Raw genomic sequence first — 22111 nt, 5'->3', positions numbered from 1 at the left:
ATCGAAACGCGCCAGCTCCGCCGGCCCGAGCACGCAAGCGTAATCGGTGACGTACGTTCGATGCGGGCAAATGCCCCTCGGTGCTACCGGAATCCCCGTCGGAACCGATGTCCGATTTGAGTACACTGCACGACCGATACAATCCGACCGGTAAACCGGCACCGTCCGCCTCAACACTTTTCGCTTCCACACTTCCTGGAAACTTCGCACGATGCAAATTGTCTGTTACGAGGATGGCCGCGTCGATCGATTGCAACCCATCACGCACGCGCGTCCGGCGTATGCGATCACCTGCGCGAGTTACCGGCTGGTGGATTGGTTGCGATGCCTGGGCGGGAATGTGACGGTTTCCGTTCGGCAGTACCTTGCCGAGCAACAACGGCTGGATCAGCAGCTCGCACCTCCCGATGACTCGATTTTGGAAGGCGATGACATCCTGCTGGTCAATGCCCGCCTGGTTCCCCGCGTCGAGTTGTTGTCGCAGCTGAAAACGTTGTGCCGCAACAAGGCGTTCGGCGCCGTCCAGTGTCCACACACCGGCGTGGTGCTGCTTGCCCGCATTCCGGCGTCGCAGTTCCAGCGTCAAGAATTCCCGCCGGGCGGGTCGGCCAAACCGCAACCCGCCGGGGAGATGGCGTCACCGTTTCAAGCGGCGAAGGCGAATTCCACGGCCCAGCTTTTGCGAGGAAGCGGCGAAGCAATCGTCCAACGACTTTTGCAGGCTGCCCAGCAGTTGCCGGCCGACACCCTGGACTTGGATGCCGGCGACTTGCCGACGTTCGATTGGCCCCACGACGTGGTTTCATGGCACATGCGTGAAATGCCGGCGGCAATGACGCACCGTCTGGCTGAGGGCAAGTACAAGGAGTCCGCCGAAGGCGTCTACGTCGCCGAAGGCGTCTCGATCGGACAGTACGCTTCCGTCGACACCAGTGAGGGCCCAATTCTGTTGGACAAAAACGTCAAGGTGGGACCGTTCTGCTATCTGTCCGGTCCGGTCTACGCGGGACCGGGAACGCGCGTGATTGAACACGCCGCATTGAAAGATGGCGTCTCATTGGGGCATACCGTCAAGATCGGTGGCGAAGTGGAGGCGTCGGTGATCGAACCGTACACCAACAAGCAGCACCATGGGTTTCTGGGGCACAGCTACCTTGGCAGCTGGATCAACCTGGGTGCCGGAACCTGCAACAGCGACTTGAAGAACACGTACGGAAAGATCAACATCGAGTACGGCGGCGAAAAGGTCAGCACGGGCATGCAGTTTCTCGGGTGCATCATGGGCGATTACAGCAAGACCGCGATCAATACCAGCATCTTTACCGGGAAGGTGATTGGGGTCTGCAGCATGTTGTATGGATTTGTCACGTCCAATGTCCCGGGTTTCGTCAACTACGCACGGCTGTTTGGCCAACAGTCGTTGTTGCCGGCTGACGTGATGGTCAACACCCAGCAACGAATGTTTGCCCGCCGAAAAGTGGAGCAGCGGCCCTGTGATGTCCAGTTGATTCAAGACATGTATCAACTGACATCCGAGGAACGCGAGTACGCCGAGCAGTACGGCTTGTGATTCGGCGTTCGGACCGCACCTGATAGATCAGCTTCTGGTGATGCCTCACCTGAACGTCGCGGCCGCATCAAGTTCGGTCACCAGATTGCCACTTCCATCGATTCCCCACCGGAAATCAGATCATGATTCAGGAACTCCGACGCCGCGCCGCGGCGATCTGCTGCACACTGTCATCTCTCGTGCTCGTGGGGTCGGGCGTCGCAGCGGCCAAATCGCCCAACTTGCTGCTGATCACCGCCGATGACCTGGGCGTGCAACTCGGCTGCTACGGCGATTCGCAGGCCCAAACACCGCGATTGGATGAGCTGTCACGTTCGGCGGTTCGATTCGAAGTCGCCCATGTCGCACAGGCTTCGTGCAGCCCTTCCCGTTCGGCGATGCTGACGGGGCTTTATCCCCATGCCAACGGGCAGTACGGCCTGGCCAATGCGCTCAGCGACTTGCCGCCGGCCCGAAAGTTTCACCTTCATGGTGAGGTCCAATCCAGGACCCTGCCGAACATCCTGAAACGTTCCGGCTATCGCACCGCGGTCATCGGCAAGTTGCACGTCAATCCGGAATCGTCGTTCACCTTGGATGTGAAGGATAATTCGGGCTTCGGTAGCCGACAGATTCGCGACCAGGCCGAATTGGCCAGAAACTTCATTCAAGATTCCGGCGGGCAGCCCTGGTTCCTGATGTTCAACGTCTTCGATCCGCACGTCCAGGCGGTTCGCAAGAACGGTCGGCGGACGGGCCGAACGGAATTCCCCGACCAGGTGGACGGCATCCCCGAGCAGCCGCGCACCGCCGACTCGGTCAACGCGTTTCCGTTCCAAGGCGTGGACAACGACAAGATGCTTTCCCGGGTCGCCGGCTACTACAACTGCGTTCGTCGCGCCGACGCGGGGATCGGAATGATGCTGGATGTCTTGAAGGAAACCGGACACGAAGACGACACGGTCTTGATCATTCTGGGAGATCACGGTCCGCCGGTCGGTCGCGGGAAGACCACCTGCTATGAAGCCGGACTGCGGGTCCCGTTTCTGGTGCGATGGCCCGGCGTTTCGCAGCCGCACGCCTCCAAGCGTCTGGTCTCGGCCGTGGACATCGTGCCGACTTTCCTGGACGCGGCGGGATTGCCAATCCCGGAAGATTTGCACGGCGCATCGCTACGACCGGTGTTGACGGACCGTCCCGATGAGTCCACGGACTGGCGAACCCACTTGTTTGCCGAATTCCAATTTCACGGCGGGACGCCCTACTTCCCCCGCCGAAGCGTGCGCACGCAGCGCTACAAACTGATCCACAATCCACTCAGTGCAACCGCACGACCGGCACCGTCGGTCGATGGTTGTCCCGCCCCCGCGCTGGCATTGCAGCGGGAGCCATCGTCTCCGGTGCGAAAAATCTTTGAACGGCTTCAATCGCCCCCGGAATGGGAACTGTACGATTTGCAACATGATCCTTGGGAGTGGAACAACCTTGCCGATGATCCCGACATGAAAACGGAGTTGGCAAAGCTGCAGGCCGCGTTGAAGCAATGGCGGGCCGACACGTCCGATCCGTTCCGCGACGCGGAATTCGTTGACGCACTGCTGCAACGGATTGCATCCCCCTGATCGGTGCCGTGCTTTCGCCGCGTCGGTCGTGGTTCATCCAATAACCCGTCGGGCTATCGGTGCATCCATCGCGAAAGGTGATGTTGGCAATTCACCGTCCCGCTTGGAGGTTGCGCCGTTTTATTTCACCCTTCTTTTTCAGGAGGGCGTCGCATCTTCCGCGGTGCATTCAGCAACCGCTTCAACGCGTCCGCGCGGTGGAATGTTCTCCGCCCCGGGCGGATTATGCATCGCGTCTAGCCGCTTGGTGATTGGTTCTCGGCATCGCCGTTTGCCGACAAGAAGGATTTTCGTCCCGCGATTTGCCGACGCAAAAGAGTTTTTCCGTTCGATCCATTCTGCTTGGTACATCACATGCGAAGTCGGGCAGCACACGACGAAGCATAGCGGCCTGAGGCAGAAACGGAGAACACGTGACATCCACGTTGAACGCACCAAAACGAACGGCATTCACCTTGGTCGAGCTGCTGGTTGTGATCGCGGTGATCGGAATTCTGGTTTCGCTGTTGCTGCCGGCGGTGCAAGCCGCCAGGGAGGCGGCCAGACGGATGAACTGCCAGAACAACTTCAAGCAAATTGCATTGGCGGCGTTGAATTATGAGTCCGCCTATCACGCAATGCCGCCGCGAAGGAACCTGTCGCGCGGAAACCGCCGCGGCTGGGGGCCCTCCATCTTGCCCTTCATCGAGCAGCCTGGATTGCAGGGCGACTACCGTTTCGACCGCGACTTCTACGCGCCGGAGAACGCGGACAACATTGCCGTCTCCTTGCCGCTGTTCCTGTGCCCATCGGCGACGGGCGAGCGCCAAATGGAAGTCCTGGTAAGCGGAGTCTCATCGATCGGGGCGGCGGGAGACTACTTCGGTCCCAACAGCTTTCGTTCGGATTTGTACGGCACGCCTTCGCTGAGCAAGAACAATCGAATCACGGCCATGGACGACCTTCCGCGGCGCCGGAAGTTGGCGGACATCACCGACGGGCTTTCCCACACGATGCTGGTCACCGAGCAGGCCGGCAGGCCCGATTTATACATTCGAGGGCGGATGCAGCCGTCCAACGCCGGGCTCAGCCAAGCGACCAGTTGGGGAACCTGGCCTTCGTTCCAAGTCTTTCAGCTGCAAATTTTCGGAGCCGACGGGATCACTCGAGACGGGCCGGGCGGTACCTGCACGATCAACTGCAACAACAGTCAGGGGGTTTACAGCTTTCACCCGGGTGGCGCCATGGCGGCGTTTGTGGACGGATCGGTCCACTTCCTGACCGAATCACTGGATGCCGAAATCCTCATCGGGCTGGTGACGATCAACGGTCACGAAATCATCAACGAGGAGTTTTAGCATCAGATGAAGTATTCCAACTCGGGTTCCGTTGGCCGGTTTGAGGTCATCACGGTTTTGGTTTGCCTGGTCATTCTGGCTGTCATGGGGGTTCCATGGTTGCAGGCGGCGCGGGCCGAGGCTCGTGAACTGCTGTGCCAAGACCACCTCCGTCAATTGGGGCTGGCATTACAAAGGTATGAGGCCGCTCACGGAGGGTTTCCGCCCCGGCGGACCGGATTCAACAATGGGAAGCCCTACGGCGGGTGGGGTGGACAGATCCTTCCATTCCTGGAGGGCCCGGAATCTTCGTCGAGCTACGATCCACGCTACGACTTTTTTGATCCGAAGAACCAATCCGCCGTCGCCACGCGCCTGCCGCAAATGATGTGTCCGGCAAGTCCGACGGATCGACACGTTGAAATACAATCGCAGGCCTCCACCAAGTCGCTCAATCCCGACAAGAGTTCGGTGTTTCGGTGCCGCGCCGCCGTGTCGGATTTCATCACGTCCAATGGCGTGTTGATGACAGATGGCGGATATGGCGTGAACGCGATGTCGGGGGCGCGTCGGATCGGTAACCAGCGTCAACCAATGACGGACGATGAAAACCTGCCGTTGTCCAAGATCGTCGACGGGCTGTCCAACACGCTGCTGCTGATTGAGCAAGCCGGACGTCCGGCCGCGTGGCGCAACGGGGCCAAATTAGAAGGGGATGGCCAATTCGGCGTCAGTCCCAACGCGCGGGGTGCCTGGGCCGGGTGGGGGTCCATTGCCTTCGGTGCCGTGGATTGTGATACCGGCGAGCGCCCGGGTCGGGGTGACAGCAGCGATTGCAGCGTGAACTGCAACAATTGGTTCGGAATCTACAGCTTCCACCGCGACGGCGCCGGCGTTCTGTTCTGCGACGGGAGCGTGCGGTTTGTCGGCACCGAACTCGACCCGATCACGTTCGCCCACATGACCGTTCGCGATGACGGTCACCTGATCGATTTGGACCTGGTTTCGGTGGAGGTGTCGCCATGACATTTCGCTGGATTGCCTGTGTCCTGTCGATCGCGATGTGGTGCGCCGCACCGTTTTGCTTCGCCGTTGAACGCCGTCCACAGGAGCTTTCGAAGCAAATCGATCAAACGCTGTTCGGTGGTGACGGCGAGCGGCATCGCGAACCGGCGGACGATGCAACGTACCTGAGGCGATTGAGTTTGGATTTGTTGGGACGCATTCCGACGGTCGCTGAGGTCCGCCAATTCTTAGATGATCGTAGCGATTCGAAGCGTCAGCAGGCCGTGCAAAGGATGTTGGACTCGGGGGCTTACCCCAGGAACATGGCGACCTTTTGGCGGCGTGGTTGGGTGCCGCAAGCGGACACACCGGAGTATGCCGCGGTTGCGGAGGGGTTTGAGCAATGGTTGGTGAAGCAACTGCAGCAAGAGGTGCGCTACGACGATCTGGTGCAAGCGGTGATCACCTGGGATGACGACTCCTCTTCGCCCCGAGGGCTCGATCCGCGCGGCTTTTATCACGCCAATGATTCCAGGCCGGCAAATCTGGCGGCCAGCGCGACGCGCGCGTTTCTGGGAATCAATCTCGATTGCGCTCAATGTCATGACCACCCATTTGCGCGTTGGTCCCGGCAACAGTTTTGGCAAACCGCAGCATTCTTTGTCGATTCGCCGCACGATGCCGACGGGGCCGTGAAATTGCCCACCATTCGGATTCCGGAGACGGATGTCGAATGCCAGCCGAGGTTTCTTACCGCCGCGACGAAGCCGACCGGTGCGGAGTATCCAGATCCGGGGGAGCTCCGTACCCAATTGGCCGATTGGATGCTGGCCGAGAGCGAGAACTATTTGGCGCGGAATGCCGTGAACCGAATCTGGGCTCACTTCTTCGGTCACGCCATTGTCGAGCCGATCGACGATCTGAGTGGCACGACCGCGCAGCAAACCGAGCGTGCAGACTTGCTGGACCAACTGGCCCAGACATTCATCGACAGCGGTTACGACATCGATTTGTTGGTGCAGGGGATCGTTTTGTCGGACGCTTATCAGGTGGCTGCCGTTCCTGCCGGTGGGCATCCTGGCCCGGCGAGGTTGGCTGCCGGTGTGTCCTTGGGGAAAGTGCGAGGGCTGACCGGCGAGCAACTGTACGACAGCCTGCGGACCGCGGCCGGATTGCCCGCCGAAGCAACCGCAGTGGGCAGCAATCGGGGATCGGAAAACCGCGATGCTTTCGTTGCAAAGTTCTATGTCGAACGACCCCATCAAGCCGAACGATCCATCTCACAGGCCTTGGCAATGATGAATGGAGCGTTCGTCAATGATCTCTCCTCGGTGGAGCACAATCGGTTGCTGGCATCGGTCGCTTCCTCGCCGTTTCTCTCGGCCGAAGAACAGATCGACACCGTGTTCCTGGCGGTGTTGGGCCGACACGCCACGGGCGACGAGATGGCCGCCGTCAACGATCGTTTCAAATCTCATCAAGGAATCGGGCTAGAGCAGAATCTGGGGGATCTGTTCTGGGCGTTGGTCAACGGTCCCGAGTTCAATACCAATCACTAGCGTGGGAATCGAAAATGCAGTTGAAGATTGAAGTACCACGACGAGAGGCGTTGTGCGCGGCGTCGGCAGGATTGGTCGGATTCACGACCAGCTGGTTGCCGGCGCTGGCCGCCGCGACTGAAACCGAACGTTCAAATCCGAAAGCGGTCATTCTGTTATGGATGAACGGCGGACCCTCGACCATCGATCTGTGGGACTTGAAGCCCGGACACGACAACGGAGGTCCGTTCCGCGAAATCGCGACGCCGGTCCCCGGGATGCGGATCAGCGAACATCTGCCGCAGCTTGCCCGCTTGGGATCGGAGTTCTCGATCGTCCGTTCCATGTCCACCCGCGAAGGGGACCATTCGCGAGCCCGTTTTGTCGCCACCACCGGCTACACGCCGCAAGGGGCGATTAAGTTTCCTTCCTTGGGGTCGCTGGTGGCCCACGAGGGCGATCAGGCCGCACAGGATATTCCCTCGTACGTGCACGTCGGGGGGCGTCCGACGGTCACCGGTGGCGGGTTTTTGGGGCCGACGTTTGCGCCGTTCGTCGTCGGTGATGGTGGCAGACGCGGCGCGTCCGGAGCGGAACTGACGGTTGCCGACCTGAGCACACCGGCGAACGTCTCCACCGGAGATCGACTGCGGCGTCTGGCGCTGCTTTCCGAATTGCGAGATCATTCATCGCTTTCGCCGCGGTTCGATGTCGTCGAATCGATCGAATCTGCTACGGATCGCGCCTTGCAGCTGATGCGTCCCAGCGCCGCTTCCGCATTCAATTTGGGTGAGGAGCGGGAGTCGATGCGAAAAGCCTATGGCCACAGCTCATTCGGTCAAGGTTGCCTGTTGGCGCGGCGATTGGTCGAACGTGGCGTGCGCTGTGTGGAAGTCGCTTTGGACGGCTGGGACACGCACTCGGATAACTTCGACCGCGTCAAAGAACTCTCGCAAACACTTGACCAGGGTTTTGCCGCGTTGCTCGATGATCTGAAATCTCGCGGACTGCTTCAGGACACGTTAATCGTTTGTCAGGGCGAATTCGGTCGCACACCCAGTATCAACGGCCAGTCGGGTCGCGATCACTGGCCCGCTTCCTGGTCCATGGTGCTCGCCGGCGCCGGCATCCGTGGCGGCCAGGTGGTCGGAAAAACGAGCGTAGACGGTCGCGTGGTGGAATCGAAACCGACCCGCACCTGTGATTTGATGGCGACGATCTTTCAAAGTATCGGGCTCGACCCCATGAAACAAAACATGTCCAACGTCAGCCGCCCCATCCGGCTGGCCGATCCCGAAGGCCAACCGATCGAGGCACTGCTGTGAGGCCATTGTGCGGTTTCCTGATGCTCGTGATCTGGACCACGTGCGTCAGTGGACAAACGTCCCAAAGCTCAGTCCCGCCGACCGATCACTTGAAATTCAGTACGGCCGGTGCGGCTCTGGGAATCGAATTGAATGTATCGATCGACGGTGTGTCGATGGAAGCGTATTGGGATCGAACAATCGATTCGATCTTTGCCTTCGCCGATGTCGATCACGACGGCTTGTTGGACGAAAGTGAAATTCGATTCGTTCCCTCGGCCCGGGCGATCCACTTTTGTCTGGACCAGGGCTTCGTGCCACCGGTCGCGAAGTTGAAAGGTCGAACCGAAGTCCTCGCCGGTGCGCCCGGAAGGTGGAACCCGGCGATGCTCAAGCGGTACTACACCACCAACGGTGTTGGTGAGCCGCGAATTGGACAGGGGGAACTGCGGGAGACCAAGGCGCTCACCACCGCCCTGCTCGATCGGTTGAATTTCGATGGGGATTCCCGAATCTCCCGGGACGAACTGCTGGACGCTCCCGGCTCGCTGCGACAATTGGATACCAACGACAACGAGTTGATCGAAGCAACCGAGATCCTGCCCAACTCCGTCTATCCCAGTGGTGCGGCGACTGATCCGCTGCGGGACGAAGCAACGAAAACGATCGAACGTAATGAGCGGCCCGCATTGACGATTGACCGCTCATTGTCTTCCAGCGACTTGTCGCTGATCGAGTGGAAGCTGTCGGTCGCGAAACGATTGGGCGGTCCGTCCAAAACGTTGTCGGTTTCCCAGAGGCTGAGGTGTGACGCCTGGACGGTTCCGGGACCGTTGGCGGACCTGCTTCAGACGCTACAAGACGAGTTACCCGAACGCGTTGAAGCGCCGCCAGGAAATCGCATTTCGAATGATTCGACGTCGTCGCGAGATGTTAATGGGCGCTGGTTGATCGAAGTGGCCGACCGCGACAGCGACGGCCGAGTCTCAGCATCCGAAATGGAACAATGGATGGCGTTGCAGCGACGAATCGGTCGCGGCCAGGTATTGATAAGCATCCTTCATGGCGGTGGCCTCTTTGAACTGCTCGATTCGGATCACGACGGCGGGTTGTCGGTCCGTGAGCTTCGCAACGGGTCTCAGATGCTTGATGACGCCGGCTGCATCGCCGAGGGGAAGCTTCAAGTGGAGCTGATTCCCGAAGTGGTGTTGGTCGTCGCGAGTCAAGGCGTCCCAAGATCGCTTGCCAAACGCGCCCACGTGGATGTCGCCTGGTTCGCAACGTCCGACCGGAACGGGGATGGCGATGTCTCCCGCCGCGAGTTCACCGGCCCGTCGCGAGTTTTTCAGGACATCGACTTGGACCGGGACGGACTGCTCTCGCTAGCGGAGGCTGTCCGGTTTGATGCGTTGATCGCCGATCAACGCAAAGGCCCGGGTGCCCGAAACGATTGAGTCGACGCTGCCGCGACAATCATCCCGAACTCCACGGGGCCGTTTTTCGATCCGCGAATTAGTGCCGGGGATAGTACGATCCGTGCGGGTCGTGGTGACCGTGCAGCGGACGGGCGTGGACGTCCAAGGCGTATTCCATGCGCCGGATCAGCGGAAACATTTCCTGGGCAATGATCACGCGCATGTGCTGGAGGGCGTGAAAGTCCTGAGTGCGAGCGCCGTCGTATCGCTGATGTTCCAACTCGCCATCCAAACGAATCGCCAAGCGTCGCACTTCGTTGACGTCTTCTCGCAGGTGGCGAATCTCTCCGGATGACAGGTGCCCAACTCCGGCGGCATGGTGCAGAATGTCGTGCATGTGCGCGTTCAGGCGATCCAGTCGATCCACGTACGCTTCAATGCCTTGCGAGTGTTCGTAGTCGGGGGACAGTCGGTGCGCGTCTTCATGCAGGTGGCGGGCAACTTCGGCCAGTTGGTCGGAGTACCGATCCAGCTGACGGAGGTCGATCCCATGGCCGCGGTGTTGATGGAAGTCCGTCGACGGTCGATACGACTCGTAGCGACGGGTATCGACAGTAGCACGCGGGTAAGCTCCGGAGGTCTGCGGAGGGTTGATCGCTGACAGGATGCGTTGCACTCTGGGCAGGACCTGGGCGTGGGAGGTCGTGGCGGAGAAAGCGACGACGAGGACGGCGGCAGCAGGGATCAAGCGGAGCATGGGTTTTCTGTGGAGTTAGGGGGTTCGGAAACTGAGATGGGTTTCACGAACGCATGTGGGGTGCCAAACGTGAAAATGACCAAAAACGCCCTGTTTCACGGTTTCGGCTGTCGCGGAAAGGATGCGAGTGCAGTCCCTTTGATATCGTTTCAAAACCGCGTCATCGCAGCGGTCCCCGGCCACCGACCGACCTGTTCGAACGGTTTTGCGGATTAACCGACATGGATCTTCCCGTCTTTGACATCAGCAGCGACGAGTTCCAGGCGGACCCGTTGCCGGCAGTGCGGCAGATGCACCAGGCCGGTGAGCTCGTCAACGTCAAGGTACCGCTGTTCGGCTGTTTGCCGGCGCTCACGCGGTATCGGGCCGTGGACGACTTCCTCCGCGACAGCAAACGTTTCGCCCGCTCCGGAAAAGCCGCAGGCAAACGTTCGCCGCCGGGGCTGAACTGGTGGATGCCAAAGGTGTTTCGCGCTTTCGCAAAAAACATGTTGGCAACCGACGGGGCCGACCACCGCCGATTGCGCTCGCTGGTTGATCAGGCATTTCTGAAGCGGAACGTCGATTCGATGCGCCCTGGCATCACGCGAATTGCCGACACGTTTTTGGACGACCTGGAACGCCAGCAGGGAGACGGTCCCGTCGATTTGCTCGACGACTTCTGCCGCCAGTTTCCGTTGGCGGTCATCTGTGAACTGTTGGGATTGCCGGATGAAGATCGTCCCCGATTCACGCGTTGGTTCGGCTCCCTGGGGCGTTTTCGCGGTTGGTGGAGCTTCGCGCAGATGATTCCCGGGCTGATTCGCGCCCGAGCCTACTTGCTGGAACAATTCCGAAGTTGCCGAAACTCTCCGCGTCCGGGATTGATCACGCAGTTGGTGTTGGCGGAGCAACAAGGCGGACGCTTGAGCGAGCCAGAATTGTTGGCGATGGTGTTTTTGTTGCTGGTTGCGGGACACGAAACCACGACGCATCTGATCAGCAACGGACTCTTGGCATTGCTGGATCATGAAGACCAGAAGCGGCAGTTGACCGACGACTGGTCGCTGGCGCCGACCGCGATCGACGAACTACTTCGGTACACGAGTCCGGTTCAGATGAGCAAGGTCCGCTACGCGACCGAAGCGATGGAGATCTCCGGACAAGTTATCCATCCCGGACAGATGATGATCGGCCTGTTGGTTGCCGCGAATTTCGATTCGGATCAGTTTTCAGATCCGTTTCACTTGGACCTGCAACGTTCGCCCAACCGGCATTTGAGTTTTGGGTCCGGGATTCACGTTTGCCTGGGGATGAAGCTGGCCAAATTAGAAACGGCGATCGCTTTGGAGCGGCTGTTCACGCGATTCCCGTCGCTGTACCTGGCGTGCGATCGGAAAGAGATCCGTTGGCGGTCGCGGATCGGGCTGCGTTCCCTGGAGTCGTTGCCGATCCGATTGCAATGAGACGCGGCGGGCAGGTCGGACACTCAGCATCTCCTCTTTGGGTGGACGCTCCACGACGCAACCTTCACCTTCCCCTCCGCATCAATGGGTGAGCCGTCACTCCGTCTGGTCGTCCGAAGGTTCCAACCCCTCACCCAAGCCTTGGGTCGAGGCAGCGACGGACCGCCGTACCGCTACAATGCGTTTTGGCAATTCGCCGGCTCGATACCTTCCGTCGTCCACCACTGACCGAACGATCATGAAGTTTCCTTTCGCAACCATGTTCCGCGGGTGCTTATTCGTCCTCGTCGGATGCTTCGCCATCGTTGAGGTGGCGGGCGCCGAATCCCAGCCCTGGACCAAGCACGTTGTCACGAAAGGCAGACACTGCAACACGGCTGTCGCAATCGACGCGAATCAAGACGGCTTGATGGACGTCATTGCCGCCATCGATGGTCAGGTCAAATTATTTCTTGCCCCGCAGTGGACGCAGGTCAATTCGTTGCACTTCCTGGCCCGCGGTGGGAACTGCATTCACAGCACGACCCTCGACGTTGATGCCGACGGAGATTTGGACTGGGCGGGATCGCTGGCCGCCGGTCGTCCATTCTGGCTCGAGAACCCGGGGCCCGAAACGGCAATGCAAACGCCGTGGCAACCGCGAATCATCGATCCGGAAATCACCGGGATTCACTGTTTGATGCGAACCGATGTCGACAACAACGGTCGTGACGATCTGGTCATCAACAACTTCGAACCCGATTCCGGAATCAAGGATTCAATGGCATGGTACTCCGTCCCGGACGACCCCAAATCGGATTCGACTTGGAACCGCCATGTGTTCGCCGATGGGGACGCGCGGGGCGGCAGTCATTACCTGGGTGCCGGCGACATTGACGGAGACGGGTACAAGGAGATTGCCGTGGGTGCCAAGGGAAAACCCTTCGCCGACGGGAACTGGTTTGCCTTTTGGCAGAATCCTGGTCCAAACGACGTGCGAAAGCCGTGGAAAAAAACGCTGCTGGCAATCGACCAACCCGGTGCGACCAATATCTTGCCGGCAGATGTCAATGGCGACGGAGCACTGGATTGGGTTGCGACCCGGGGACACGGGCACGGCGTGCTGTGGTTCGAAAACCCCGGCTGGGCGATCCATCCGATCGATCCGCAGTTGGAGTTTCCGCACAGTCTAACCGTCGCGGATTTTGATCTGGACGGCGACATCGACGCAGCCAGTTGCGGCTACGGCAGTGAGCGGGTGATGTGGTACGAAAATGACGGCCGAGGCAAGTTCACGCCGCACGTGATCGACCGCGGGCAACAGAGTTACGACCTGAATGCCGTTGACATGGATGGCGACGGCGATCTTGACCTCTTGAATGCCGGCCGAGCCACGGGGAACGTGGTTTGGTACGAAAATCCGGGAAAGAGATCGGCGGTTCTCAGGCGATGATCTCGCTGACGACATGGCCGTGCACGTCGGTCAGTCGGAAATCACGTCCCGCGTAACGATACGTCAACTGTTGATGATCCAGGCCCATCAGGTGCAAGACCGTGGCGTGAAGATCATGCAGGTGCACACGCCCCTCGACGGCGCGATAGCCCAATTCGTCGGTGGCCCCGTGTTGGAATCCGCCGCGGACGCCTCCACCGGCCATCCACATCGTGTAACCGTTGGGATTGTGGTCTCGACCGTCCAGATCCTTTTTCGCGGTGTCGGGTGTGCGGCCGAATTCGCCGCCCCACAGCACCAGGGTGCGATCGAGCAATCCCCGGCGGCGAAGATCCGTTAACAGACCGGCAATCGGCTGATCCGTTGCCGCCGCCCGGGCTTCATGTCCTTTCACCAGTTGGTTGTGCTGGTCCCAGAACTCATCACAAAGTTCGACGTGTCGAACGCCGGCTTCAACCATCCGGCGTGCCAACAGGCACTGGCGCCCAAAGTCATCGGACGGTTTCCCGTCCCCGATGCCGTACAGATCCAAGGTTTCCTGGGTCTCGCCGGAAAGGTCCATCACGTCGGGCAACTCACTTTGCATCCGGAAACCCAATTCGAACGAATCGATCACGGCATCGACGTCCGATGAATCGTCCGGTCCAATCTGCGCGGCATAGTCGGCGTTCAACTGCTTCAGGAAGTCCAGCTGGGTGCGTTGGGCCGGGCTCGACAGGATCGGGTTGTCCAGGTTTCCGACCTTGGCATTCCGAACCGGGGTTTTGATGTCGCCGATGGCGGTGCCCTGAAACACGGCCGGCAAAAACGCGGAACCATAATTCTTCGAGCCGCCGTTGATGACCGGCGGGCTGATGCTGACAAATCCCGGCAAGTTCTGGTTTTCGGTTCCCAGCCCGTACAGCAACCAGGATCCCATCGACGGACGCGTGAATGTGAACGACCCGGTGTGCAACTGCAACATGGCCGGCGTGTGGTTGCCAATGTCGGTGTGCATGCCAGAGAGAACGCACAATTCATCGGCCAGTTCCGCGGTGTGACGAAACAGATCCGACACCCAAAGCCCGCTGTCGCCTCGCTTCTTCCAGGCCCAGTGGGAAGGGGTCAACTTGCGACCCTTCTTCTCGCCTTGTTCTTCCGCACGCCGGTCAAGTTCCGGTTTGCGTTCGTAGGATTCCATCGCCGACGGGCCGCCCCGCATGTGCAGAAAGATCAACCGGTCGGCGCTCGCTCGATGATGCGGCTGCTTGGGCGCCAGAGGGCTGTGAACCGCGGGTCCCGGTGCGGAACCGCCTCGGTTGCTGGCGATCGGTTCAGCCGCTGTGGTTTGATTCAGCAGGTCCATCAATGCCAGCGAACCGAATCCACAGGTGGCGGAAGACAGCCATTGGCGGCGGGAGCAAAACATCAGAAAGGCTCACGAGTGGGTGGAGGTTGGATCGGATGCGAGGTGGCTGTTCAATCGATGAACCGGAACGGGGCGCTGGCCATCAGGTTTTGACACAGCACGGTCCATTGTCGGTGGTCGGTATCCGTGGTTCCTTCGATCTGCTCCATCTGCCGCAAGAAATCCAGCGTCCGTTGGGTTTCCGAGTCCGAGGGCGGTCGAGCGTAGCAGCGCAGAAAAGCCAGTTCGATGCGTTTTGCGTCATTCGCCAGCGACGGGTCCTGCAGCAAGTTTTCGGCGAAATGTTCGGCCGCACGCACGACGAAGGGGCTGTTCATCAGATACAAGGATTGCTTGGGCGTGGTGTTGCTGTCCCGCTGTCCCTGCACGTTGGAAGGCTCCGGAAAATCGAACAGCTTCAACCCTTCCGGAATGATGCCGCGGATGATCGGCAGATACACACTGCGTCGGTCAAAGGGCTTTTCCAGCACGGAGGTGTTTAGATTCCTGCCGACTTCACCTTCGCCGATCTCCATGACCAGCGATCCCGCCAGAGGCTCCTGCACCAGCAGTCCGCTGACCGAAAGGATCGCATCACGCAGCGGTTCGGCTTCCAGTCGTCGGCGGTCCATCCGCCAACGCAGCCGGTTGTCCGGATCGATCTGGTACGCCTCGCGCTGGAAGTCCGACGACATGCGGTAGGTGTTCGACAGGACGATTTCGCGGATCAGGCTTTTCTGGGACCAGCCGTGCTGGTGAGTGAATCGGTGGGCGAGAAAGTCCAGCAGTTCGGGATGCGAGGGTGGCAGGCCCGTCGTGCCAAAATTGTCCACCGTTTCCACGATCCCCTGCCCCATCAGGTGCTGCCAAATGCGATTGACCGCGACACGCGAGGTGAGCGGGTTGTTGGCGTCGGTCAGCCACCGCGCCAGCTCGAGCCGCCCGCTTCGCTCATCGTCGATCTCGGCCTGCAGCGATCCCTCCGGATCGACCACGGGGGCGAGCGCTGACAGGAATCCTCGTTGGACCCGGTCTCCCTTCTGGTTTTTTTCTCCACGCGTCAAGATGTTGGCATCGGTGATCTTGTTGGCATCGTGGACTCCCAGGGCGTAGTCCGGCGACGGAAGCGATTCGAGTTGCCCACGCGTCGTCTGGAGGTCTTCCCGACGCTGCCGCAGATTCCGAATGGCGACCTGATACTGTCGAGCGCTTTGCGTCTGCTTCTGGTTCCATTGAGCGGGAAGATCAAGATCCGGATCTTTGACCAGGGCCGCCGGAACTTGCTTGGCAAGCGTTGCCACGCGTTTCTCGCTGGCGCGAACCTGTTTTTGCAGCTTGGCCAGTTGGTCGTTCAATTCGGAACGTTCCTGAAGCTTCTCGGCCGACGGTTCTGGGCCCAACGTCACGTAGACTTCGCCCCGAGTCTTGGCGTCGTCGGGACGCTTGATCCCGCCGCCATATTTCGTGTTGGTGCTTAGAAAAATGCCGGCCAGCGAGTAGTAGTCGGCCGTCGGAATGGGATCGAACTTGTGATCGTGACAGCGGGCACACGAGACGGTCAGTCCCAGCACCGATCGGGAGACCACATCGATTTGATCGTCGATCACATCGTAAGTCAGGTTGCCGCCGTTGAGTGACTTGCTGCCGATCGCCAACAACCCCGTTGCGACTTGCAAACGTGACCGTTCCTGTTCCGATTCCGCTTCCAGCAGATCACCCGCAACCTGTTCGGTGACGAAGCGGTCGAAAGGCAGGTCGGTATTGAACGCCCGGATCACATAGTCACGATAACGCCAGGCATAGATCATCAGCACGTCGCGACTGCTGCCAGCCGATTCACCGTACCGGGCGACGTCCATCCAGTGCCGCGCCCAACGCTCACCGAACGCTTGCGAAGCGAGCAGCGTGTCGACCACCCCGACCACCCTGGCATAGTGCTGCGGTGACGGGTCAGCGGTGAATGCCTGGACCGCTTCGGGTGATGGCGGCAATCCCGTCAAATCAAAGTACACCCGTCGAAGGAGCGTTGCCGGATCCGCCGGAGCGTTGGGGCGCACGCCGGCTTGTTGCAAACCGTCATAGATGAAGCGGTCCAACTCCGTGAGCGCCCAATCCGGTTGCTCGATCACCGGCGGTTCGACGGCGACGATCGGTTGCAGCGACCAGAGTGTGACTGGATCGGATGATGCTTCGCCGGCGGCCTGTTTCATTTCCGCTTGCTCCGCCGGGGCCGAACGCGGGTCCGGTGCGCCCAAAGAAATCCAACGACGGAAATCGGCAATCACGGCGTCGGACAACTTCTCATCCGGAGGCATCTCCATCCCGTCGTACTGCAAGGCCCGCAGCAACAGGCTGGCCCCGGGCTTGCCGGGACGGATGGCCGCCCCGGAATCCCCGCCGTGCCGCAAACCGTCGCGTGTATCCAACAGCAGATTGCCCCCGATATCGTCGGAATCGCTGGCGTGGCACTCGTAGCAGTGCTCGATCAACACCGGCCGAATCTTCTTTTCGAACAGCTCCAGGCCGCGACGCCGCTCCGCTCGCTTGCCGCTGGAGGCATCCTCGGCCAAACCCTCGACGGTTGGGAACAAAACGCCCGCCAACATCAGGGTTGCCAGAAGGGGCACGTTTCTCCGACCAGGCAGGTTTGTCTTAGCGGGCAGGTTTATCCGAGCACGAATTGCCAAACGGGCGGGTTGCGAGGTGTCGCGCATCAAGGCATCCGGGGGCAGGACCCGAAACCGCAAACCGGACCACCTCCGGGCAGGTACCGAATCCAGTTGGTACCAGATCGGAGCGGTGCCGAATCGTCGCAAACGGGCAGGATAGGTGGGAACGGCGATCAACTTGGTTGGTCATCGACCAGTGGCGGCTGTGCTAATGAACAGTTGCCGCAAAAACGTTGGGTCGCCAAGTGCCAAGATAGCCATTCGGAGGGCCTGATTCAAACAAATCCCGCTCTCGGCCGCTGCCGCGGCGTGCAACCGGCGGCACCGACTGAACCCCGGGGACCCTCCGCATCAGCTTCGATTGGGCAACTTCTTTGACACGCCGCCAGATCGATCCGGTATCGTACAACGCTCGCAACCGTCAGATTCCTGAGAATCGGTTGTCTCCCCAGTCCCTTCCCTTTCCGTCGTACGACAGAGGATGATGCAATGTCCTTCAAATCTGTGTTCTGCAGCTCGTTGGCCGTGCTGCTGCTTTCTGCAACGGCCAGCGCGGGCCCGGCCGGATTCGATTACGGTCCGGTATCCCTGAAGTCGGTCGGCCCGATGACCTTCGCCACATCCGGCGTCCTGTTGATCGGTGACCCGGAGGCGGCCGCCGTCTACGCGATCGACACCGAAGACACCGCGAGCACCAAATCGGCGCCCAAGAATATCGATGATCTGACAAAGACCCTCGCCGCGGCGCTCGAAGCCAGCGACGTTCAGGTTGGCGAACTGGCCGTCAACGAAGAGACCGGGGCGACCTACATCAGTGTCGTCACCGATGGCAAGGTGCGCTTGGTGAAGATCGTCGGCGATAAAGTCACCGAGGTGAATCTGGACAAGGTCAATCATGCCAGCACCCAACTGGCGAACGCTCCGGAGGATCGTGAAGTCGAAAGCCGCGGTCGCCGTCGCAATCCGCGACAACAGTCGATCACGGACCTGGCGTTCTTTGAGGGCAAGGTGATGGTCACCGGGATGGCGGCCGGCGACTCCCCGTCGCGCGTCCTGGAAATCCCCTTCCCGTTCGCCGAAAACAGCGTCGCGACCAGCGTCGAAATCTTTCACGCCGCGCACGGCCGGGTGGAAGACGCCACAATTCGGACCTTCCTTCCCATTACGATCGACGGCGAACCTAGTTTGTTGGCGGGTTTTACCTGCACACCGCTGGTCCGATTTCCCGTTAACTCGCTGGACGGTTCGGGTAAAGTCCGCGGAACGACTGTGGCCGAACTCGGCAACCGCAACACGCCCCTGGACATGGTGATCTACGAGAAAGACGGCACGACGGCAATTTTGATGAGCAATTCGGCTCGCGGGATGATGAAGATCACGACCGACGGAATCGCCGATCGCGAAGGGCTGACCGAGCCTGTCCGTGGGGGCGGAACTGCGGGCCAACCCTTTGAGCGCGTCGAATCGCTGGACAACGTCCAACAAATGGACAAGCTGGACAATGATCACGCCGTGGCCATCGTCGACAACAACGGTTCGTTGAGTCTGAAGACGATCGACTTGCCCTAACGGTTTGCCGTTCGCTTCAACCTCCTTCTCAAGAAGGGTCGAGCGTCAGCGAGGGAAGGTTGCCCGACTTCTCGCTGACGCGACGTTGCTGTCGCCGCTTCGCGGCTGGTGGAGGTTTCGAGAACCGTTTCCGTCGGCTCGCGCCGACGGCAGGGGGCTGTCGTCGCGTCGCGACTGGAGACATGCGGTATTACTCACCCTCCTTTTTTTAAGGAGGGTGAAGCGCGTCAGCGTGGATCGAGCTTGCCGGCCAGCAACTGATCCGCCTGGCTTTCGGCCGCCTCCATCACTTCGGCGAGGGTGACCGCGTCTCCACCGCGCTGCTTGCTTTCGGCTGCCGCCTGCATGAAGGCATACAGTTCGATCGTTTCGGCGGGGTCAATCGGGACCTGCTCGGTCCGAAAGAATGCTGCGATTTGCTTGACCAGTGGCTGGTAACCGCCGTAAGGGCCGATCGGTTCAATTGCCGATTCCCCGAAAGCGGTTCCGCCGTAGCCGGACTTTCCGTTCCGCATGCCGTGGAACGTCCCGATGCGTCCACCCGACCACACGCCGACGGCCACCTCTCGCGATTCGGTGGAGGTGTGCCGGACCGATTGGCATCCCGTTCCCATGCAGGTGTACAACAATTCCACGCCGTGGATGCCATACCAGAACAGATCCACGTGTGATGGTTCCAACGCACACGGGCTGTAAGCGTTGCAACCCAGGACGGCGCCGACTTTGCCGCCGCGGATAGCCTGGGCGCCCTCGCCGTAACGCAACGACGAACTGGAGAACATCGGAACGTCGTAATGCCGCGCGGCACGAAAGATCGCCACGACCTCCGCCAAGTTGGAGCCGGTCGGCTTGTCGATGAACAACGGTTTGCCGGCCCGGAACACCTGCAGCGACTGTTCCAGGTGGGGTTGACCGTCGTTCGTTTCCAACAGGACGCAGTCCACCTGTTTCAGCAATTCGTCGATCGATGAAACCACGTCGACGCCCATGGCTTCCACCTGTTCGGTGTACTTGGGAATCCGGCTGTAGCTCGATTCAATCGTTTTGCTTCCGTAAGGATACGCCGCGACGACGCGGCAGTTCTTCATGTCCGGATCCGCGGGGTCCTGGTTGAACGATTTGGTGAATGCCGGCACGTGCGAGGTGTCCAGGCCGATGATGCCGATTCGCAGTGTGGGGGAGTTGTCCGCGGTTTGATCCGGGGTTTGGTCCGCGGGGGTCGCATCGCTCGAGGCCGGATCTTGAGCCGACGCCGTGACCCCGATCAGGCAAGCTAGCGTCAACCACGCCAGCCAGTTTCGCCTGGCGAACGTCGCCCGGTGATGTCCCGTCAGAGTCGATTCTTGACGGGGCGAAATGCATTTGAAAACGTTCATCAGACAACGGGCTCCCATCCCTTGGCGTACGACCGCGACCACAGTTTCTGGGCCTCGGGATGATCCTGGATGTGTCCGTTTGCCGGATCGGTGTGCAGCGTGCTGCTGGTGCGATAGGCGATGTTCCCCAGATGGCAAAGCAGCGTGCTTTGATGCGCCTTTTCGATATCCGCGTTGGGTCGGCTGCCGTCGCGCACGGCACCCAGGAAGTCCGCGAAGTGGTCTTTGTCGCCGCCGGCACCGTCGCCGCTGGCGACTTCGTTGCCCTTGAGGTCGTATTGGGTGTAGCCGGATCCAAGAATGATCAGCGAACCATCGGTGCCGTGAAAGCTGATTCCAAACCCAGAGTCATGGGGCCCCAACGGCGACCAACTCAGTCCTTCCCAAGTGATCGTTTTCTGTTCGGGAAAGTCATAGGTCACCATCATGGTGTCCGGCGTTTCCTGGTCATCGTCGTGGCGGTACTTGCCTCCGCCGGCGGTGACGCGGTTCGGATACGTTACGTCCAGTCCCCACCGGGCGACGTCCAAGGCGTGAACGCCGTTGTTGCCCAGTTCGCCGTTACCCCAATGCCAATGCCAGTGCCAGTTGTAGTGCACGACGTTGTCTTTGAAGGGACGCCGGGGTGCGGGCCCCTGCCAGAGCTCCCAGTCCAACCACTGGGGGACCGGGGCGGTCTTCCCGTGCCCGATAGAGCCTCGCCGATTGTTGTACCAGGTCCGCGCGTAGAGCACGTTTCCGATCTCGCCGGAGAGCACCTTTTGCACGCCTTCCATCACGCCGGGCCAGCTTCGTCGCTGCGTTCCCATCTGCACGACGCGATTGTTCTTGCGCGCCGCTTGGATCGCCATCTCGCCTTCGGCCGGGGTGTAGCTGCAGGGCTTTTCGACATACACGTGCTTGCCGGCGCCACACGCCATGATCGTGGCCGGCGCGTGCCAGTGATTGGGCGCAGCACACACCAGTGCGTCGACACGTTTGTCGTCCAGAATCCGCCGAAAGTCTCCGACGGCCTTCGGCGCCTGTGTTTGCCCATCGGCCACCAGCTGGCGAACGTCGTCCGCGGCCCGCTGGTCCACATCGCAGATGTAAGCGATCTCGACCTGACCGCTGGCTAACATCCCACGTGCGATGGCTTTGCCACGTCCGTTGACGCCCATGATTCCCAGGACGACCCGCTCGTTGGGTGACGCCGGGGCGTTTTCGTCGGCCCGTGCTGTCTTGGTCAGGCCGTAGCCGGCAATCGCAGCGCCGGTGCTCTTCAAAAAGAGTCGGCGGTCATCGTGAAGGCTCATCGCTCACCTTTGGGTTGGTCGAATTGCGAAGGAAGCATCATCGGGGAGGGACGCGGACCTCGGCCGCGAATCCGGTAATCCGCCCGCGGCTGAGCCGCGGGATTGGACGCCATGTGCGCGCGGGAGTGCGTTGATGATGCGGGAGGGCAAGCCGACCAATGTACTCGACCGCGAACCGCCAAGCGACCATTTCACGGCCAACCGAGGTCTGATGATGCTCCACGGCCATTCCTTGCCGACCACGTCCCATTTCCCCGGCCAGCAGGCCCGCTGAACCGTTGGCCCGCCGAATCGTTGGCCCGCCGAAACGTTGGGCCGTGAGTCCTGGACGTCAGCGGTGGCACCATTCATTCGCGTACGGTCCTGTGCGGCGTCTCGGAGGGCTCGAAGCGACCAGCCCTACCGGGATCGGCAAGCCGGGGCGGGCAAGCT

At 60.4% G+C, this 22111-nt stretch carries 15 protein-coding genes; 10 read left to right on the top strand and 5 right to left on the bottom strand.

Features of this window, described 5'->3' with window-relative positions; translation table 11 throughout:
* Positions 1 to 211 precede the first annotated feature (211 nt).
* From FYK55_RS15980 to FYK55_RS15950, 7 genes are all read left to right on the top strand, one after another.
* Positions 212 to 1570: a putative sugar nucleotidyl transferase gene (locus tag FYK55_RS15980; RefSeq protein ID WP_150077437.1), complete on the top strand. Its 1359-nt coding sequence runs from the start codon at positions 212 to 214 to the stop codon at positions 1568 to 1570.
* 122 nt (positions 1571 to 1692) lie between these two features.
* The gene (locus tag FYK55_RS15975) at positions 1693 to 3171 is read left to right on the top strand and encodes a sulfatase family protein (RefSeq protein WP_150077436.1); all 1479 of its coding nucleotides are present in this window, start codon (positions 1693 to 1695) and stop codon (positions 3169 to 3171) included.
* 413 nt (positions 3172 to 3584) lie between these two features.
* Positions 3585 to 4508 (top strand): DUF1559 domain-containing protein, encoded by a 924-nt coding sequence (locus tag FYK55_RS15970; RefSeq protein WP_150077435.1) that lies wholly within the window; start codon positions 3585 to 3587, stop codon positions 4506 to 4508.
* Positions 4509 to 4514: 6 nt separating this feature from the next.
* A complete protein-coding gene (locus FYK55_RS15965) occupies positions 4515 to 5513 on the top strand; it encodes a DUF1559 family PulG-like putative transporter (protein ID WP_150077434.1) in 999 nt (332 codons plus the stop codon).
* Positions 5510 to 7051: a DUF1549 domain-containing protein gene (locus FYK55_RS15960; RefSeq protein WP_150077433.1), complete on the top strand. Its 1542-nt coding sequence runs from the start codon at positions 5510 to 5512 to the stop codon at positions 7049 to 7051. The genes FYK55_RS15965 and FYK55_RS15960 overlap by 4 nt, the downstream gene beginning before the upstream one ends.
* Positions 7052 to 7065: 14 nt before the next feature.
* A complete protein-coding gene (locus FYK55_RS15955) occupies positions 7066 to 8355 on the top strand; it encodes a DUF1501 domain-containing protein (RefSeq protein WP_150077432.1) in 1290 nt (429 codons plus the stop codon).
* An 89-nt stretch (positions 8356 to 8444) separates the two neighbouring features.
* Entirely contained in the window at positions 8445 to 9788 is a 1344-nt protein-coding gene (locus tag FYK55_RS15950) for a hypothetical protein (RefSeq protein ID WP_161604543.1), read from the top strand.
* Positions 9789 to 9846: 58 nt separating this feature from the next.
* Here the strand turns inward: FYK55_RS15950 and FYK55_RS15945 are convergent, their stop codons facing one another.
* Positions 9847 to 10506 carry a hypothetical protein gene (locus tag FYK55_RS15945; protein WP_150077430.1) on the bottom strand — a complete coding sequence of 220 codons (660 nt, stop codon included), beginning with the start codon at positions 10504 to 10506 and terminating at the stop codon, positions 9847 to 9849.
* A gap of 221 nt (positions 10507 to 10727) precedes the next feature.
* Here FYK55_RS15945 and FYK55_RS15940 point away from each other — a divergent pair, with 221 nt between their 5' ends.
* Together FYK55_RS15940 and FYK55_RS15935 are read left to right on the top strand one after the other, a co-directional pair.
* Positions 10728 to 11951, top strand: a complete 1224-nt coding sequence (locus tag FYK55_RS15940; protein ID WP_161604542.1) for a cytochrome P450 family protein — start codon at positions 10728 to 10730, stop codon at positions 11949 to 11951.
* Positions 11952 to 12189: 238 nt separating this feature from the next.
* Positions 12190 to 13383 carry an FG-GAP repeat domain-containing protein gene (locus FYK55_RS15935; RefSeq protein WP_201743726.1) on the top strand — a complete coding sequence of 398 codons (1194 nt, stop codon included), beginning with the start codon at positions 12190 to 12192 and terminating at the stop codon, positions 13381 to 13383.
* Here FYK55_RS15935 and FYK55_RS15930 read toward each other — a convergent pair.
* Together FYK55_RS15930 and FYK55_RS15925 are read right to left on the bottom strand one after the other, a co-directional pair.
* A complete protein-coding gene (locus FYK55_RS15930; protein WP_150077428.1) occupies positions 13373 to 14791 on the bottom strand; it encodes a DUF1501 domain-containing protein in 1419 nt (472 codons plus the stop codon). The two genes, FYK55_RS15935 and FYK55_RS15930, sit on opposite strands and share 11 nt — an antisense overlap.
* Positions 14792 to 14841: 50 nt before the next feature.
* On the bottom strand, positions 14842 to 17397 hold the full coding sequence (locus tag FYK55_RS15925) for a PSD1 and planctomycete cytochrome C domain-containing protein (protein WP_161604541.1): 2556 nt from the start codon (positions 17395 to 17397) through the stop codon (positions 14842 to 14844).
* 531 nt (positions 17398 to 17928) lie between these two features.
* On the opposite strand from FYK55_RS15925, the gene FYK55_RS15920 reads away from it, so the two are divergent.
* A complete protein-coding gene (locus FYK55_RS15920) occupies positions 17929 to 19008 on the top strand; it encodes a hypothetical protein (protein ID WP_150077426.1) in 1080 nt (359 codons plus the stop codon).
* Positions 19009 to 19235: 227 nt separating this feature from the next.
* On the opposite strand, the gene FYK55_RS15915 is transcribed toward FYK55_RS15920, so the two are convergent.
* Together FYK55_RS15915 and FYK55_RS15910 are read right to left on the bottom strand one after the other, a co-directional pair.
* Positions 19236 to 20384, bottom strand: coding sequence for a Gfo/Idh/MocA family protein (locus FYK55_RS15915; RefSeq protein ID WP_150077425.1), 1149 nt, complete (start codon positions 20382 to 20384; stop codon positions 19236 to 19238).
* On the bottom strand, positions 20384 to 21679 hold the full coding sequence (locus FYK55_RS15910) for a Gfo/Idh/MocA family protein (RefSeq protein ID WP_150077424.1): 1296 nt from the start codon (positions 21677 to 21679) through the stop codon (positions 20384 to 20386). Before FYK55_RS15910 ends, FYK55_RS15915 begins: the two co-directional genes overlap by 1 nt.
* Positions 21680 to 22111: the final 432 nt, after the last annotated feature.

It is taken from the genome of Roseiconus nitratireducens, assembly GCF_008629675.1.
GTDB lineage: Bacteria > Planctomycetota > Planctomycetia > Pirellulales > Pirellulaceae > Stieleria > Stieleria nitratireducens.
The sequence above is the reverse complement of the archived record's forward strand: the minus strand, read 5'-3'. Positions and strand labels throughout refer to the sequence as shown.

Bases quoted from the DNA above. Each gene is read 5' to 3' on its own strand.
- FYK55_RS15910 (WP_150077424.1), bottom strand. From the start codon at position 21,679: ATGAGCCTTCACGATGACCGCCGACTCTTTTTGAAGAGCACCGGCGCT.
- FYK55_RS15975 (WP_150077436.1), top strand. From the start codon at position 1,693: ATGATTCAGGAACTCCGACGCCGCGCCGCGGCGATCTGCTGCACACTG.
- FYK55_RS15915 (WP_150077425.1), bottom strand. From the start codon at position 20,384: ATGAACGTTTTCAAATGCATTTCGCCCCGTCAAGAATCGACTCTGACG.
- FYK55_RS15935 (WP_201743726.1), top strand. From the start codon at position 12,190: ATGAAGTTTCCTTTCGCAACCATGTTCCGCGGGTGCTTATTCGTCCTC.
- FYK55_RS15945 (WP_150077430.1), bottom strand. From the start codon at position 10,506: ATGCTCCGCTTGATCCCTGCTGCCGCCGTCCTCGTCGTCGCTTTCTCC.
- FYK55_RS15980 (WP_150077437.1), top strand. From the start codon at position 212: ATGCAAATTGTCTGTTACGAGGATGGCCGCGTCGATCGATTGCAACCC.
- FYK55_RS15965 (WP_150077434.1), top strand. From the start codon at position 4,515: ATGAAGTATTCCAACTCGGGTTCCGTTGGCCGGTTTGAGGTCATCACG.
- FYK55_RS15930 (WP_150077428.1), bottom strand. From the start codon at position 14,791: ATGTTTTGCTCCCGCCGCCAATGGCTGTCTTCCGCCACCTGTGGATTC.
- FYK55_RS15940 (WP_161604542.1), top strand. From the start codon at position 10,728: ATGGATCTTCCCGTCTTTGACATCAGCAGCGACGAGTTCCAGGCGGAC.
- FYK55_RS15960 (WP_150077433.1), top strand. From the start codon at position 5,510: ATGACATTTCGCTGGATTGCCTGTGTCCTGTCGATCGCGATGTGGTGC.
- FYK55_RS15955 (WP_150077432.1), top strand. From the start codon at position 7,066: ATGCAGTTGAAGATTGAAGTACCACGACGAGAGGCGTTGTGCGCGGCG.
- FYK55_RS15920 (WP_150077426.1), top strand. From the start codon at position 17,929: ATGTCCTTCAAATCTGTGTTCTGCAGCTCGTTGGCCGTGCTGCTGCTT.